The 16,297-nt window shown below is 42.4% G+C and carries 10 protein-coding genes; all 10 read right to left on the minus strand.

The window, feature by feature from the left end; translation table 11 throughout:
• Positions 1–127: 127 nt before the first annotated feature.
• The 10 genes from U2P89_RS10075 to U2P89_RS10120 all read right to left on the minus strand — a co-directional run bounded on the left by U2P89_RS10075 (position 128) and on the right by U2P89_RS10120 (position 16,198).
• Positions 128–1,591, minus strand: coding sequence for a cellulase family glycosylhydrolase (locus U2P89_RS10075; RefSeq protein WP_322191319.1), 1,464 nt, complete (start codon positions 1,589–1,591; stop codon positions 128–130).
• 299 nt (positions 1,592–1,890) lie between these two features.
• Positions 1,891–4,290, minus strand: a complete 2,400-nt coding sequence (locus U2P89_RS10080) for an alpha-L-rhamnosidase N-terminal domain-containing protein (RefSeq protein WP_322191320.1) — start codon at positions 4,288–4,290, stop codon at positions 1,891–1,893.
• Between the two features lie 21 nt (positions 4,291–4,311).
• Positions 4,312–5,268, minus strand: a complete 957-nt coding sequence (locus U2P89_RS10085; RefSeq protein WP_322191321.1) for a hypothetical protein — start codon at positions 5,266–5,268, stop codon at positions 4,312–4,314.
• Between the two features lie 122 nt (positions 5,269–5,390).
• Positions 5,391–6,230, minus strand: a complete 840-nt coding sequence (locus U2P89_RS10090) for a DUF1080 domain-containing protein (protein WP_322191329.1) — start codon at positions 6,228–6,230, stop codon at positions 5,391–5,393.
• 58 nt (positions 6,231–6,288) lie between these two features.
• Complete coding sequence (locus U2P89_RS10095; RefSeq protein ID WP_322191322.1) at positions 6,289–7,710, minus strand: glycoside hydrolase family 140 protein; 1,422 nt, start codon at positions 7,708–7,710, stop codon at positions 6,289–6,291.
• 167 nt (positions 7,711–7,877) lie between these two features.
• Entirely contained in the window at positions 7,878–9,671 is a 1,794-nt protein-coding gene (locus U2P89_RS10100) for a RagB/SusD family nutrient uptake outer membrane protein (RefSeq protein ID WP_322191323.1), read from the minus strand.
• A gap of 20 nt (positions 9,672–9,691) precedes the next feature.
• Positions 9,692–13,048, minus strand: a complete 3,357-nt coding sequence (locus U2P89_RS10105; RefSeq protein WP_322191324.1) for a TonB-dependent receptor — start codon at positions 13,046–13,048, stop codon at positions 9,692–9,694.
• Positions 13,049–13,232: 184 nt separating this feature from the next.
• On the minus strand, positions 13,233–14,423 hold the full coding sequence (locus U2P89_RS10110) for a FecR family protein (RefSeq protein WP_322191325.1): 1,191 nt from the start codon (positions 14,421–14,423) through the stop codon (positions 13,233–13,235).
• A 209-nt stretch (positions 14,424–14,632) separates the two neighbouring features.
• On the minus strand, positions 14,633–15,175 hold the full coding sequence (locus U2P89_RS10115; RefSeq protein WP_322191326.1) for a sigma-70 family RNA polymerase sigma factor: 543 nt from the start codon (positions 15,173–15,175) through the stop codon (positions 14,633–14,635).
• Positions 15,176–15,301: 126 nt separating this feature from the next.
• The gene (locus U2P89_RS10120; protein ID WP_322191327.1) at positions 15,302–16,198 is read right to left on the minus strand and encodes an NAD(P)-dependent oxidoreductase; all 897 of its coding nucleotides are present in this window, start codon (positions 16,196–16,198) and stop codon (positions 15,302–15,304) included.
• Between the last annotated feature and the right edge of the window lie 99 nt (positions 16,199–16,297).

Here is a 16,297-nt window from a genome sequence, read left to right on the forward strand (position 1 = left end):
TGAACCCGATATTAATACCCGCTCTGATTATATTGATTAATTGATTATCAGTTAGTTTTATTGTTGTGCTTGATCAGTTGCATTTTTTAACAATATACGGTTTTCACTATCGGATGGCTTATTGGTCCTATCTGGTTTTTATGATTGAAAGGGCGATATCTGTATTATAATCGGGCACATCCAATATTATCGTACTACCTTTGGACTTTATGGTTTCCCATCCGGCTGATGTTCCGTCTGCGGGATTTGTCCATTGTGCTTTATAGCTGCCTTTGGGTAAATTAATATGTAAAGAATTGCATATTCCGCCTCCCAGATAAATTGCAAATTGTTTTTTATTGTCAGAAAGAGCCTGAAAATAAGCTCCGGGAGATAAAGCAACTACATTCATATCGGGCGAGAATTTTACAAAATCAAACTGTTCGATGAAATTCCTAAGAATGTACAGTTGTTTTCTCAGCAACGTGTTGCCTCCGCCCGGGGCTTTCTGCTCCAGCGTACCATCCTCGTATCCAACGGCAAAAGAATAGTCCAGATTATTGAACAACGCGCCGCCGGCCATGATAAACATCCAGGCCTGCAACCGGTAAACATGCGTATCATTGCCCGAAAAGCCGGACTCGTCAAATCCTATCGCCCGGTTCCAACCATAGTTGAGATGTACTGCTCCGGGACGTGCATAATGAAAATTGATAATAGATATATCCGGATCCACATCTTCTACAGGATATATATAATTACAATAATTCTGAGCTACCAGGTGTTTTTTGGGAAGAGCCTTTTCCTCTTCAACGATGATATCCAGTATATGTTTCTGCCATTCCAACGATACGGCAGAAGCCAGATCAACCCTTCTACGTTCTTCGTTCAGACTAGATTTCTCCCACATGTCAGGCTGATACCTGGATATCTGATGGTCTACATAAGGTTCATTCTGGATCTCATAAATGATGTTATCGTACTCATTCAACTCATGTACTATTTTAGTGACAAAGTTTTCCTGGTATTTCAACAGGTTTCCGTTGTCAAGGGTGTGTACTTTCCTGTAGTCACGTATAGTATTGTTTATATTATTGTCAGGGTACGCCGGACAGTTACTCCATGTTTTATCGTTATAAATGGAGGTGAAGAGCGTAACCTCCACTATGATATCTTTTTTTTCAGCCTCCGCCACAAACGCCCGCAATCGATCAAAATAAGCTTCATCCCATTGTTCCATATCGAATTTATTCCCCCCGTTCAGGTTCCCTGGTTCCTGCGAACGTTTCCATGGAGCCAAAGCCGTTCCAGGCGCAGGTGCCAACGTATTGTAAGTAATGCCGAAATCATTTTCTATTTCCCAATACATGCTACCGGTAAAGATGCGGGTATAGTTCATCCCTTCGCGATGCAATGTATTGAGGTATTTGACATAGTCGAATGCCGGATTCAATACCGCCCCATAATGTTCAGCCGACGTGACCAGGAGCGAAGCGTTGCCTTTATAAATAAAGTAATGTGGATTAGTGGGGTGCAATGCTATTGGTTGTGCCGATATTACACTTACAATGAAAAACAAACACCAGTTTATAAGAACAATTTTTAATTTCATATGACTAAAATTATTTATTTTCACCAAAGTTAGATATTCGCTCGCTATGGCATAGCTCAAACAAGTTTGGCTCTGCTCATTTAGCTTAACGCGAATAATTCAAAGGTGTCGTATGGAACTCGCTTTTAGTCATGTTCTTGTGTGAGAACAATTATCATGCTCGTTTCATACAGACAACTTTATAATTAATGATTTAACTTCCGCAAACAAAATAACACCAGAGGATTGACAGGTCCATTGTTTTGTTCCGTCCGTTCAGGCCTCTGCAAGCGCCTGGGGACGCTTAACACGGAATGAGTTCATTTTATTTGCAGATAAATTTTATTCACGCCCGGTTTTAACACCAGACTTTGTCCCTGCCAGATAAATGTTCCGGGTAATTTGTCTGGAAGTGAGACTGTTCCGGAAATTCCTTTGGGTGCCTTTTTGAGTTCTATGTGAATATCTCCTTCCGGATGCGGGACTTTTCCTTTGATATATTCCAGTTCTCCCAAATGGGGTTTAATATTTACCGATTTAAATCCGGGTGCGGCTGGCTCAATACCACAGACCGTGGCCAGCAAATCATAATTGGGGCTTGAACTCCATGCATGGCAGTCGGAGCGCGTCGGTTCGGGATTTTCCGCAAAAGTGGTCAGTCCCATATCCAGCATATCATACCAGGGTTTTAACATTTCGGTGTACCGTTCGGCCAGACCGACTTTCTTCAAAGCCCTGAACAAATAGAAACGGTAATAGAATGTGGCCTGTATCAACGAAGGGTCGCTATCGAGTTTCCTGAACAAATCCTGCTGTTTTTCCTGCGGTACGGCATCGGAAAGAATGCCCATGATACTGGCATGTTGGCTATAGCTTGTACGTTTGACATCATCGGCCATCAGTTGTTTGTTTTCATCCCAACAGTGTAACCAGGTGTTTTCACAGAGGGATTCGTACAATTGCTGATAACGTACCGTCAGTTCGTCTTCTCCGAATTCTTTTAATAATTCGATGGCGTCTTTCAGGGTATAAGCCAATTGGAGACTGAGTATGGAAGATCCCCCTGTTACTCCTCCCGGAGGAACTCCTCCTGTTGGTTCTTCATTACTCCAGGGCCATTCCTTCGGCCAATCCACAAAATTCCAATGAGGTATAGGCCCCAGTATACCGGTATTTGTATCTATCCTGTCGGCAAACCATTGCAATATCGATTTTACTCCCGGTAAACACTCTTTTATAAAAGCAGGATCCTCCCGGTGCATCCAGTAATCGTGTACCATGTTGATCCAATACAGCGAAAACGGAGGAATATACTGAGGCACCCTGCTTGGATAACGGCTGGTTGTAATACCTTCGTATGAACGCGACCAGTCGAAATTACGGATAGCTTTACGCATCAGGCGATCATCACCGTCCACATACAGTGAAATCAATGCCTGTATGCGGGTATCCCCTACATATTGTAATTGTTCATAGTACGGACAATCAAAATAGGTTTCGTGCGCGCATAAACGTGCGGTTCTCCAACCGACTTTCCAAATCTTGTCGATTGACTTGACGTCGCTTTCAAAATATGCGTTTTCACGAAAAGGATATCCTGTATATTTGCTGTATAAGTCATGAATGGTCAATGGTTCTTCGGTGGTCTGTATTTCCAGTTGGATATAACGCCAGGTTCTGAACCAGAGCGGCCGGAAAAGTCTGTTACTTCCCCCATCGGGTAAGAAATAGTCGGAAAAGGCGCGTTCCATCCGGTGTCCGTCAATCTCATTCCGGTTGCCTTTTTGACCGTTCTTAAACAGGGCTTCACTATATGTAAGTTTAATTTTGCCGCCACGTCCTCCGGTAGTGAGTAATTCAGGATATCCTGTCGTAAGAATTTCCTGGTCAATCAACATCGACACTTTTTTGTTTGCCGGTATAACGACAGGCGATTGCCCTTTTAAAAATCCTTCCTGCACTTTTATTCCCTCCGAACGACGGATTTTCCCCATTCTCTGTGGAGTCTCTTCCATCATCGGTATGTCACGGGGAATCAATACCCAATCGTAACTCGTGCCCGTACCGTAAGGTTGTCCATGCCCTATTCTTCGCGGCGTGAGCCATTGGCTGTCGTCGTATACGGGCATTTCCCATCCCCAGGGATAGTCAGATCCGTCAACAGTATCGCTACAGCCTACATCATAGATAAAATCCGTTGATGGAGAATAAGCCGTATTTTGTATCACTTTCCAGGTGTTGTTTGTATTTACGACCTCTTCTTTTTCCGTATTTCCCTGCACAATAAGTCCGGTTTTTAATGTCATTTGTGAGCCGGGTGTAAATTCGCCGAAGTTCCAAACGGCGACTGCCAACGTATTTTTTCCGTCTGTAAGCAGAGGTGCAATATCCACTGTTTCGTAATACCAATGCAGCAGGTCTCCTCTTGCGGGGCCCCAACAAACGGGATTCCCGTTCACAAACAGACGATAGCGGTTATCCGCCGAAATATTAATTACAAACGTTTCCGGTTTTTTGTCCAAAACAAATGTTTTGCGGAAATGATAGACACCGTAATCGTATCCGGATATATCCGGACAAGTAATCCACGATGCCGACCAACGGTCATTCAACAAATGGGCGGATGGTTCCGCCGGCACAAAATCGCCTGCATGGACGCGATAAAATACAGACGAAAGGAGAATGGTAAATAAAATAAATAATAGGTTTCTGTTTGCCATTTTATTCTTTTAAGTAATGAATTATCTTAAACTCCTGACCTTTATCAGGAAAGCTTCCTGTGGGTTATTTATCAACAAACTGTCAATATCCTGTCGTGTCAAGCCTTTTTCCAATAATACAGGTAAAAAATAATCAAAAATATCTGTGTATCCGTTAATCGTACCACCCTGGGGTTTTGCAGGATCATACCATCCGGAGTCATGTGAAATCAATACCTTATTAAGAAATCCTTTATTTTTAAGTGCTATGATCCTGTCGGCATACCACTGGATACTGTACGGAGTCCCCGGTTCAAGATCTTCCCTGTTTAGTATATTGTCGAGAGATATCCATGCGCCCATAGAAGCTGCTTTAATGTTCCCTTCTATTGTACCTGACTGAGCATGAGTCCAAACAAAAGCAGAAGGATCTACTCCCGTATTTTTTAATATATCAAGCTGTTCGAAAGCAGGTATATCAGTCCCTGTGTGCGAGACAATGGTTAATCCCGTCTCAAGATGTGTAATCGCGGCTGACGAGATAATCTTTTTGTGGTCCGCGGATAATGTGTTGACTTCATTAACGGCTATTTTAATGAATCCCGGCTTAACACTGCTTCCTTCAATGCCATTTTTAAATTCATCAATCCATTTTCCGGCGATTTCCGAAACATCGGAAGAAAAAAAATTCTCCGGTAAGAATTTATTATTTCCGGCTCCGTAGTATCCTGTATTCGTGATAATGTGTAACCCTGATCTTGCGGACAGTTCTTTGAGAAGAAACGGATCCCGGCCAAGATAAACGGGAGCGCAGTCTATAAAAGTTTTAACGCCCCGTTCTTTTATTTCAGCTAAATATGGCAGGATCTTATCAATGACATCTTTGCGATCCCACCTTTCATATCCAATACTATCGGCTCCGATGAAATCAACAAGAATATGCTCATGTATAAGAGTTGTTCCCAATTCCAAAGGTTTTACCGGTCCCGAAACTGTCATAATATATCCTTGTGATTGTGATTTGCACGAGCATAACACACTGCCTAACGACAAAATAAGAAATAGGCGCGAGATATTTATTTTCAATCTGTTATTTTTTATTTTCATGACATATTGGTTTATCAATTGAAGTAAAAGTCATAGATTTCCGGAAGATGATCAATTTCTTTTATCTGTATATCTTTATAAAAAACTTCAGCAGCCTCGCTCTGTAATTGAATCTTACCTTCGATGAGCGGTTTTATCTGTTCTCCGTCCTGATATCTCAAATTGGAAAGAGCCATTACAACCGCTCCGTTGACAATGTGTAAGCTCTTGCCTTCGAAGCAAATCAATTCGATATCGTTCCACTCTCCTTTAGGCTTATCTGCTACTTCATTGACAACACAATATCCGTTGTTTTCTGTTCCAACACCAAACGGGATAAGATCTGCTGCGGGATCAAACCGCAATCTGTTTTGTTCTTTCCGTGCCCGTATGTCTACCTGTGTGTTTCCTATACACCAGTAATCGCCACAGCTACCATCTATCAATTGAAATTCATGGCTTAACATCCAACTACGCCAGTAATCTACCCCACATTCTCCCTGGGAGTGATAAAGCAATCCCGAATCCATTGGATCATTTATCCGTGGAATCCATTTTTTATCTCCCCATTTTATTTTCAGCCGAAGATGGTAATTTTTGAAACACTCCTTTGTGAAAACACACCCGTATATTTCCCCGCTGATTCTTAAAACCGGTTCTTTATCTATTTCTATCATGGAAAAGACCTGTTTGACATTATTATCGTAACCAACAGGTAACATGATGTTTCCTTCTGCATCCACAGGTATACTGCCGTCATAGTCATCTTTCATTTCAAAACTCAGGTACATTCGCCACTGACTCAGATCCTTGTCGAGCAGGGAAATCCATGCTTCCTCCTTTGCCTTATTTGTATGACAGGAAAAGATTATCATCAAAATACAACCTAATAAGCTGTTTTTCAAAAGTATCGAATTTTTCATAAAAGCAGCTTTACGGGAAATTATTTTTCGTATCTACAATCAACAACCAATCGTTTCCTGTCTGATCGTTGCTTTTGGGCGGTTCAAAAGACAGAATGCCGCTGTTATCAACTTCTCCGATGAGTTGGAAAACGCCTTCACGGGTATCGAACCAATACGCTTTCCCTTTTTTTGCCAGCTTAGACATATTGATCCGCACTTTTTGTCCTTTACTCAGATAAACCAGGATGAAAGAATGATCCAATGCCACAACCGATGAGACATGATTTTCGTCATTCAGATTCACCCCGAATACGGCGGATAAATCAGATTGAAATGTCCCCAACGGATATTGGGTGAACAGGGTTTTCACATGACGCATGTCGTCAGCGCCGGGACGATCCATCGCTTCTTCCCAATAGGTGATACAAGGAACACTGTATTTCCCTCCCTGTTTGTACATTTGCCAGATGGCATTGTTCCCATAGGTATAACCGGCTGCTCCGGACAGATAAGTCCAATAGGCTTGCATCCGAATATCATAATCGTCATAAATACCTTGGGCAAAATAGCCGGGATCTTTTATCAGCCCCCGTTCGTCCATCACATCTTCTTTCTTCTTTCCGTACTTCGCATAATCATCATATTCCCAAAAATAAACGGGAATATCTTCGTAAGCCGGCTCTGCATTTAGGAAAGGTTTAGTGGGTGACAATTGCAAATATGTTCCCGCATAACGGTACACCATATCCGGTTTTTTATAGTGCCCGCTTTGCACAATATTAAAAGAGAGCCAGGGATCATTATGAAACCAATAATGAGAAGATATATCTCCTGTCGGATGATAAGACATCAGTTGTTTCCCTTTATGAATGTCATAAAGTCCTTTGGCCATTGCCTGCCAAATCTGATATTGCATATCCGTCTGCACATTTCGGTCTCCGCCAAGTATCCAGATAACGGCTTTATCTTTATACCGATTCCCTAAATACCGGCCATAAATATACGCATTTTCCGGATGAAACAAAGAGGGTTTGCCTTCCGTTTCCTCCACATAACTGCCCCATGCGGGCAATATGGCCACATACATATCTCTTTTAGCTGTTTCTTCGACCACAAAATCGATCAGTTGAAAGTATCTCTCGTTAGGCCGGGCCGGATCGTTATCGATTAATGGCAACTCACCATAAGCATTGGGCGTTTCCAGGCCATTCAGTTCGGAAATCACCACAGCCTGGATAACGGTAAACCCTTTATCGTACCGATTGTCCAGATACCGGATTATTTCTTCCTTGTTTAAAGCGTGAAATAATTCCCATGCGGTATCACCCAACCAGAGAAAGGGTTTGCCTTCGGAAGTCTCTATAATTGAGCTTTCATTTTCAACGACAAGAGACTGTGCCTTACACCCGAGTGCCCATAACAAATAGACGAATAATAGATATTTCTTCATTTTCAACAAGTTTTTTAAAACAACATGAGCTTAATCCTCCGGTCATTTTCTGATCTAAAAAAATAAACCGACGGAACTATGGTCTTTAGGGAATGTCCCGTTCAGATTCCGTCGGTTTAATAAAAATCATTTCAGTTTAAAATGACAACTGCAAAGGTTTATTACTATTACCATCCGGGATTTTGCTCCAGTTTAACGTCCTTGTTTGTATCAATAACGGTTTGAGGTATCGGCCAAAGATTAAATGTTTTGGTTAACGTTGTCCTCGGATAATCCCAATAGGCATACTCTTTAATACGGTCTACAGCTACCGTACCCCCCATACGGAGCAATGTATTCCAACGACTTTCCTCATAAACCAATTCACGGGCACGTTCATCAAGGATCAAATCCAGATTTACATCCGCCGCGGTTACCAAATACTCGCATTTAGCGCGGGAACGAAGTATATTGATATCAGAAGCCGCACCCGCATTATCGCCTGACCGCATCTTCGCCTCAGCACGTAACAGGATTGTTTCCGATAAACGGATCAGATAATCATCACGAAAAATTCTCATCCTGTTTTGACCATCTGCCACACCTGTATATTGATCCGGCCCCACTTTACATGAAATAGGATATAGCTGGGTGGTTGCCGCATCGTTTTTATTCCCATTGGCATCCTCCTTATACAACACTTCCCAGGGGATAGGCGCTCCATAATATTCCGTGTCTTTTATGTTTCCCAAAATTGTTCTGCGGAAGACAGCTTCCGAATTACGCATATCATTCCCCCATTGATCCTGATAAATCATGTCCCGTGTATATAACGTAGGCGTTACCGCACAACAACCAAAACCGCCTACATCTTCCATGATTCCGATAGCTAATCCGCCTGCCTGATCACGAAAAACAGGACCGTAATATGCCGGATAATAAAGTAATCCCCTTCCTCCAAAACCGCCTTCTTGTTTATATACTTCATAATCGATCTGAACCACCCAGATAGCTTCTTTGTTTCCTGACTGATAATCCTGATTCCCTTCCTGAAACAAATCCCAATAAACGTTTCCTTCTATTGGATGACCCGCAGCAGCATAGAGCGTTTCAGGGGCCTTATCCGCTTCGATATTTGCAAAATAAAAAGTCGGATCATCATTTTTCCGCGTACCGAAACGTTCGGTCATTAAGTGGTAAATACCACCGTCAATCACCTCATTCCCGTATTGAACAGCTTTTGCATAGGCGCCCGCTGCATCTCCTCCGCTTTCGGCCAGCACAACGCCCTTATCGATATACAGTTGGCACAAATTATGTTGTGCTGCTGCGCGAACTAATCGTCCTGCCTGGGGAGAGGTCTCCGGCAAATCGTTTAAGATGGCTTCCAGTTCATCAATGGCATACTGATAAGTTTCCAGCCGTGTCGAACGGGTATAGTCATAACGGGGCGTTGTCGTGATACTTGTTACGATTGGTACCCCGCCGAACAGTTCTCCTAAATTACGGTAGGCAAATGCCCTGAAAAAACGGGCCTCGGCAATTTTTTCTGTTTTGTCCGCCTCGGAATCCCATGTGATATCCTCCTTTTCGGTCGCATACAAAGCCGTATTCGCCAAATTAATAAGGTAATAAAAATTGGAATAAACGGAATAAAAAGCATGCGACTGGGCATTTAACACGCTATAATCATTGAAGCGGGTGCCAAAACGAATGGTAGGCACATCAAACATATCGGTTCCGTTGCCCATTCGATAAGAATAATAGGCTAAATCCCAGTCCTCATAAGGACAAAAGATGGAACGAACCTGGGTGTAACAACTTGTGAGCACCTGGTTTATTTGCTCGGAAGTCGTAAATACATTTTCAATTGTGTAAAACGTCTCCGGATTTTCCGTCAGAAACTGATCATCGTCACATCCGAACAATACCGGTATAGCGAACAACCACAAAATACATTTTTTTAAAATACTATTTTTCATAAATATGATTATTTTAAAAGTTAAAAACTAACATTAACACCCAGAAGCAATGTCGTTGCAACCGGATAACTCCAACTAAGGATTGTATTTCCGATCTCAGGATCTCCTCCCTCCCATCCGGTGATAGTTGCCAGATTTTTACCGGAGAAAAACAGTTTCAGATGATTAATGCCAATATTTTTCACCCATGATTCCCTGAAAGTATAGGATAAGGTAACATCCTGAATACGCACATAAGCACGACTTTGTAAACCGAGGAAATAATTATCGCCAAGAAACCAAGCTGCCGGATATTTGTTACTTCTGTTCTCTTCTGTCCAGTATGGTACATACATGTTATTGGAGCCGGAAAAGTCGCTATGTCCGCCGGCAATAAAAGCAGGTGTATTGGATTGCTGAAAATAACCTTTTCCTCCGAAAGTTCCCGTCATCATGACATATAATTCCCAGTTTTTATAGGAAACCGTATTGGCAAGATTTAATTTGAAATTAGGGTCTCTTTTCCCTACTATAGTACGATCCTCTGTCGTGATAACACCATCTCCATCCACATCCACATATTTTGGTGTGCCGGCCGAAACGCCGTTGGTATTCATGTATGCGACATCGCTTTCTTGTACGATGCCATCTTGTTTATAGCCGAAAATAGAATGAATGGAGTGTCCAATGAACAGGCTGTTACCCAAATCGTCGTCTTCTTTTCCGTCTCCATCCAAATCTTCGCCGTAGAGATGAATAAGCTTATTCCTGTTTAACCAGAACGTAAGGCCGCTGGTCCAATTCCAGTCGTTTTTATTCAGATTAACGGTACGAACCGTCAGTTCAACGCCATTGTTTTGCACCTCGCCCATGGATGCACGCATATTTGTGAATCCGGTCATCACAGGAATGGATCGGGTGAAAATCTGATCGTATGTTCTGGAAAAGTAAACATCCAAATCTATAAAGAGCCGGTTATTCAACCAGGTTGATTCGAAACCGGTATTCCAGGCTTCGGTTGTTTCCCAACCCAAATCCGCATTCCCGAGCGCATTTTGGACAATACCATAATACGACTCTCCACTGTTTCCGAATGTATAATAAATACCTCCGGAAGATCCTGTACTCACAGGCGATAATGTTCCATATGGATTCAATCCCTGATTCCCGTTCTTCCCCCAGGACAATTTGAGTTTGAGATCATTCAGGAAACCGGAACTTTGCATAAACGGTTCGTTCGTAATTCTCCATGCACCGCCGAAAGCTCCGAAATTACCCCATTTATTATTGGCCCCAAATACGGATGCACCATCCCTGCGGAAAGATGCAGTTAAATAATAGGTATCATCATACGAATATGATGCACGTCCGAAATAACCGATATTTTTTCGTTTATTATTATCCAATGTGATTTTTTGCACTTTACTGTAATGCAGTCCCCCCAATCCTAATATTGTATTTCCGTTATCCGAAAAATCGGTTCCGGAAAAGTTTTCATAGTCATAGTTTCTGCTATCTCTTGTCGCTACAGCCGTTAAATCAAGAGCATGCTTTCCAAATGTATTGTTATATCTCAAAATGTTATCCATCACCCAACTGGTTGTTTTGAAATTACTGGTATAACCATTCGCTATTGCCAAGTAGTTCCTCTGAGTGGAAGCAGAATAACGTGATTCATCATCATAAGGGCCGATCGGGGCATAATAGGATTCGTGATAAAATTGTCCGGTCTTTCTGTAATCCATGTTGCCGGCATAATTAAACTGGAAACTCAATCCTTTTACCCAGGGAATTTTTACTTCGGCAGACATATTGATCCGGAAATTATTCCGTTTGTCCAAATCCTTTAACCTGTCCTGATCATCTACGCCCCATAAAGGATTTGTCATTTCACTTTGGTCGTTTGGATATTTTTCCAGCAAACCTTGCGCTTCATTATGATACATCATATCATACGGTGTTAACAACGCTACAGAACGGAAATCGGCTGCTACTCCTGAATAATCCGAAAGTGTGTAAGCAGCATCAATGCCCACCTTCAACCAATCGGTAATATTGGTCTCTATTTTCCCAAAAACAGTACCACGGGTATAATCATCCCCTACTACAATTCCCTCATTCTGGGAATAAGAGGTAGACAGATAATAATTCATTTTTTCTCCCGCTCCCGATATGGAAACCTGATGATCCTGAACCCATCCGGTACGGGTTACTTCATCAAACCAAACAACCTCTTTTCCGGCATTATAATTCAATTCTTGTTGAGTTGTCAGGAAACTATTATCCGTATATCTGTTTTTTGCCTTAACCATTTCCAGCCATTGTTCTCCTTTCATCAGGTCCTGTTTCAAATGCCGTGACTGCATGCCTCCACTGATATTTAAGTTGATCATGGGTTTCCCGCTTCGCCCTTTTTTTGTACTGATAATGATCACCCCATTCGCAGAACGCGATCCATAGGCCGCGGCCGAAGTCGCGTCCTTCAAAATATCAAAAGAGGCAATATCGTTAGGATTAATGTCACTTATACTTCCCATAAAGATGACCCCATCCACAACAATCAAAGGATCATTTGAGCCGGATATGGAATGCTGACCCCGTATTAACATAGACGGCGCTCCACCTGCTGTATTCGTATAACCGATATCCAGACCGCTTACATTGCCCTTTAAGGATTCAAGCGCATTCATATTCGAGGTTAACGCAATCGGAGAATTTTCTACTTTTACAGAAGTAACGGAACCCGTGAAATCTTTTCTTCTTGTGGTACCGTATCCGATTACTACCAAATCTTCCAACGACTGCGCATCTTCCTGTAAAATTATATCGAAGGAAGTTCTCCCGGCGGTGTTGACCTCTTGAGGCAGAAAACCGATATAGGAAATATGAAGCGCGGCTCCCTCTGCCACCTGTAAAGAGAAAAGCCCGTCCATATCAGTTATCGTACCGTTCGTCGTGCCTTTCTCCACGATATTGGCGCCGATAAGGGATTCCCCGTTTTTATCGGTGATCTTTCCTGTAATAGTCACCTTCAATTGCTGGGTAATCTCTTCCAGGATACTTTCACGGATTTCCAGGGCTTCGATTTTTTTCTCTTCTTTAAAAATTACGACCTGTTTGTCCAGTATCTTATAATTCAGCCCTGTATTGGAGAGTATATTGTCCAAGACGTTGCTTATGGATCGGCTGTTTGCCTGGATATCTACCTTTTTCACCATAGCTTCTTCGGTATTGTCGGCAAAAACGAATACGAGCCCGGTTTGTTTTTCAATTTCTTTGCAAGCCTCTTTTATAGTTGTCGATTTTAAATGGAGCGAGAGCTTCGCTTCCTGAGAATGGCTTGTTGCGGCGTGAGAAAACATGATGCTGAAAAAGAACAAGAATACTGTTATTCTCATGACTCTTAGAATACATTTGTAATTATTGGCGTTTTTTTCCTTCCCAATAGAATGTTTATTCATATATTTGTATGATTTAATTATTATTGAACTAAGAAAATTAAATTATCTCCGGTCGGACGGTATTCGCGGTACCGTTCGGCCTTTTTCGTTTTTCATTTTATCTATCCATAGGCATATCAATTTAAGAGGGTTTATTGGTAATAAGGATTTTATTTTCTATTCTCTCGTAGCTGGTAGAAGATAGTATTCCTAGGGTTGCCATCACGTTATCCAGATTGTCGGATAAAAATATTTTACCGGTGCAGGTTCGGTGCTGTAAATGCACATTCTGATCAAAATTGAACGAAAGGTTGTAATATCTGCCGATCTGTTGCAACACTTCGGTCATCGGTGTCTTGTCGAAAGAAAGATAGCCGTCTTTCCAGCTGATGAATTGATTTACATCGATTTGCTGTGTGTCAAATGTACCGTTCTCGGAATAAACGGCCTTTTCACTGGGTGTTATAAACAACTCCTTATGGCCCTTCGATTGCAGGCTGACACTCCCTTCCACTAACACCACGGATTGCGGTGAACCGGAATAGTTTGAAATATTGAATTTTGTGCCGTACACCTTTACATTGAAATTGGCGGTCTGTACGTAGAACGGTTTCTTTTTGTCGTGGGCCACTTCAATGTACATCTCACCCGATGTGAGTCGGATCTCGCGGTTCTTACCGCTGAATTGTGCCGGAAATTCGAGCACCGATCCCGAATTGAGCCAAACCCTGCTTCCATCGGCAAGGGTGAGCATGGAGCGTTTGCCATAAGGAACAACCAGTGAATTAAGCTTATCCCGGGCAATTTTGATTTTACTGGTTTCATTATTGCCATGTACAATTTCGGCAGTTCCTTCTTCATTGAGAGTGACCGTTACATCATCCTGGAATAAAATGGCTTCCCCACTTGTAATAAGTTGAATATCTTCATTATTCAACAATTCTCCTATAATAAGTTCTTTGCCGGGAGGAGTAATGTGTTCCGGTGAAGGGGAAAACAGTGTAATTCCGATTACAATCAATGCAATCGCAGCAGCAGAAGCCGATACGTACCAAAGAAGCCTGCGCTGCTTTATCCTTTTCTCTTGCCGGATAGTCTTTTGAATTCTCTCAAGTAGCTCTGTACGTTCATTTTTATTCAAAGCGCTTTTATTCATCCCTGTCTTTTTCAGGTAGGAGATTGCCTTTTGCATCTCTTTATCGTACTCAGGGTGTTGCTCGATGACGTTCTGCCAGTAATCATGTAAACTTTCGTCGGGCATCAATTGCCATTGGATGAATTTTCTGTCTTTTAAAAAATCCGTATAGCCGGTATAAATATTGTCCGTATTCATTCAGGTGTTTGTTACCGCATGATAAAAGGATATGTTGATATTGAAAGGTATCCTTGTAATATAAAGACGCCCCCGGATTTTAATTATACCCTTTACTTTGAAAAAACTTTTAAATTTAACATTGTGCGGTTAAGACGGAAAGGTGATGAGGGGGAAGCGGAAAGGTGCGACGGTGGAAAGGAGGGGAAATGAAAGAATATCTGATGAAACTATGACAAAAGAACCAGAAACATAGTCAAGGATCCGAATTTTTCTCTCAGGCTCAGAATCGCTTTCGAGACGAGTTTACGGCAACCGTGGACAGAGATGTGAAGTAATTCGGCAATTTGATCGTAATCATATTCCTGTACATAGCGGAGGTAGATGATTTCGCGTTGCCGGTCGGTGAGCGCATTGAGCATTTGTTCTATCTCAGTTTTAATTTGCTTCTGTTCCTCTCTTTCGATAAGGAGTTCTTCAACATTCACTTGTATATTGAAAGGTCTTTCTTGGGTAGTATCTATATTTTCCAGCCCGATATGCTCTTTTTTATTTTTGTGGATATCCAGAAGCCTGTTTTTCAATGATCTGAAAAGATAGAATTTGATGTTGGATATGTTGTCCAGATTGTCGCTGCTGGTCGTGATCTTTACAAAAACATCATGAACTGCATCTTTTACGGTCTCCCGTTCAAAACCGAGGTAGCAGCCATAAATGAACAGGTCGTCCACATACAGGGTATAAATCGAAGCAATGTCTTTCTCTTTTTCCACTTATTTTGAAGTATCACTCATCTGATTGAAATGCAAAATAAGCGAAAATTATCGAAACAGGGGCTAAATAGTGCCTGCATTTGTTGTTTTGTCCGGATTATTGGGGCTTTGGTAAAAAGGGGAGTCCTATTGTATTTTGATACCTGTGTAGTCGGATAAATTCCCGAGTACCTTTTCACTCAGACGGTCGAACGTCTGGCGGCTACGGCCGGAGGTTATTTGCATGCAGCGTACCTTCGGATGATTGAGGAGATGTGCTCCTCCCAGCGCGCCCACGGTGTCGCAATAGCAGAGGTTATCTCCCCCGAGCCACTGTAAAAAGGGAACTTCATCCCATGCAGGTGAAAGGCCGGTATTGAACAGTATCTTTTTGTTACCCAGTTTCTCAAATTGGGCCTCGTGTAATAACAGGGTATTCCTGTTGAGACAACAGCAGACCACTTCCGATTCGCTGAGTAAATCATCTAACGGCAGGAAACGATACCCCTTTGCTTTGGCTTCTTCTTTTTCCCCACGGGCAAAATAGGAAACTTCCGCACCGAAGAAACGGAGGGCATCCGCAATCATACCACCCGATCTGCCGAGCCCTACGATGCCTGCTTGGAGTCCCGTGATCTCCCGGGCCATGCCGTCCCAGGGTTCCTGGCCGAACCCGTGCAGGCAGCGGACCAATTCGCTGATCACATATTCTACGACACCCTCATCGCCATAGTCGCGGATGCCTGTGACGGTGATCCCCCGGCTGTTGGCATAACGGATATCCACATTGGCGCTTTCGGGTGAATAGAGGGAGCAGCACATGCCAATGTATTTTACATTGGGACATTGTTCCAGTACGGGTTTGCCGAGTTGTGAAGTATAGCTGAGCAATACCGCGTCGGCATCCCCGATCCGAGCTGTGATCTCATGATCATCGCCGGGTATGTCGCGATAAAGGATCACTTCTTTGGCAAATGAATGCAATCCTTGCTCCGCGGATAGGATTAAGTGAATAGGTTCAATAGCGACTAATTTTTGGAACATATCGGTACTCCTTGTATGTTTATTGATGAAAGGTCAAATATATGATTTTTATTTTTCAAGTTCGTTAGTTAAAACTATGCACTTTCAGTGCAAGGCTTT

The sequence above is a fragment of the Proteiniphilum sp. genome (assembly GCF_034331125.1).
Taxonomy (GTDB): Bacteria; Bacteroidota; Bacteroidia; order Bacteroidales; family Dysgonomonadaceae; genus Proteiniphilum; species Proteiniphilum saccharofermentans.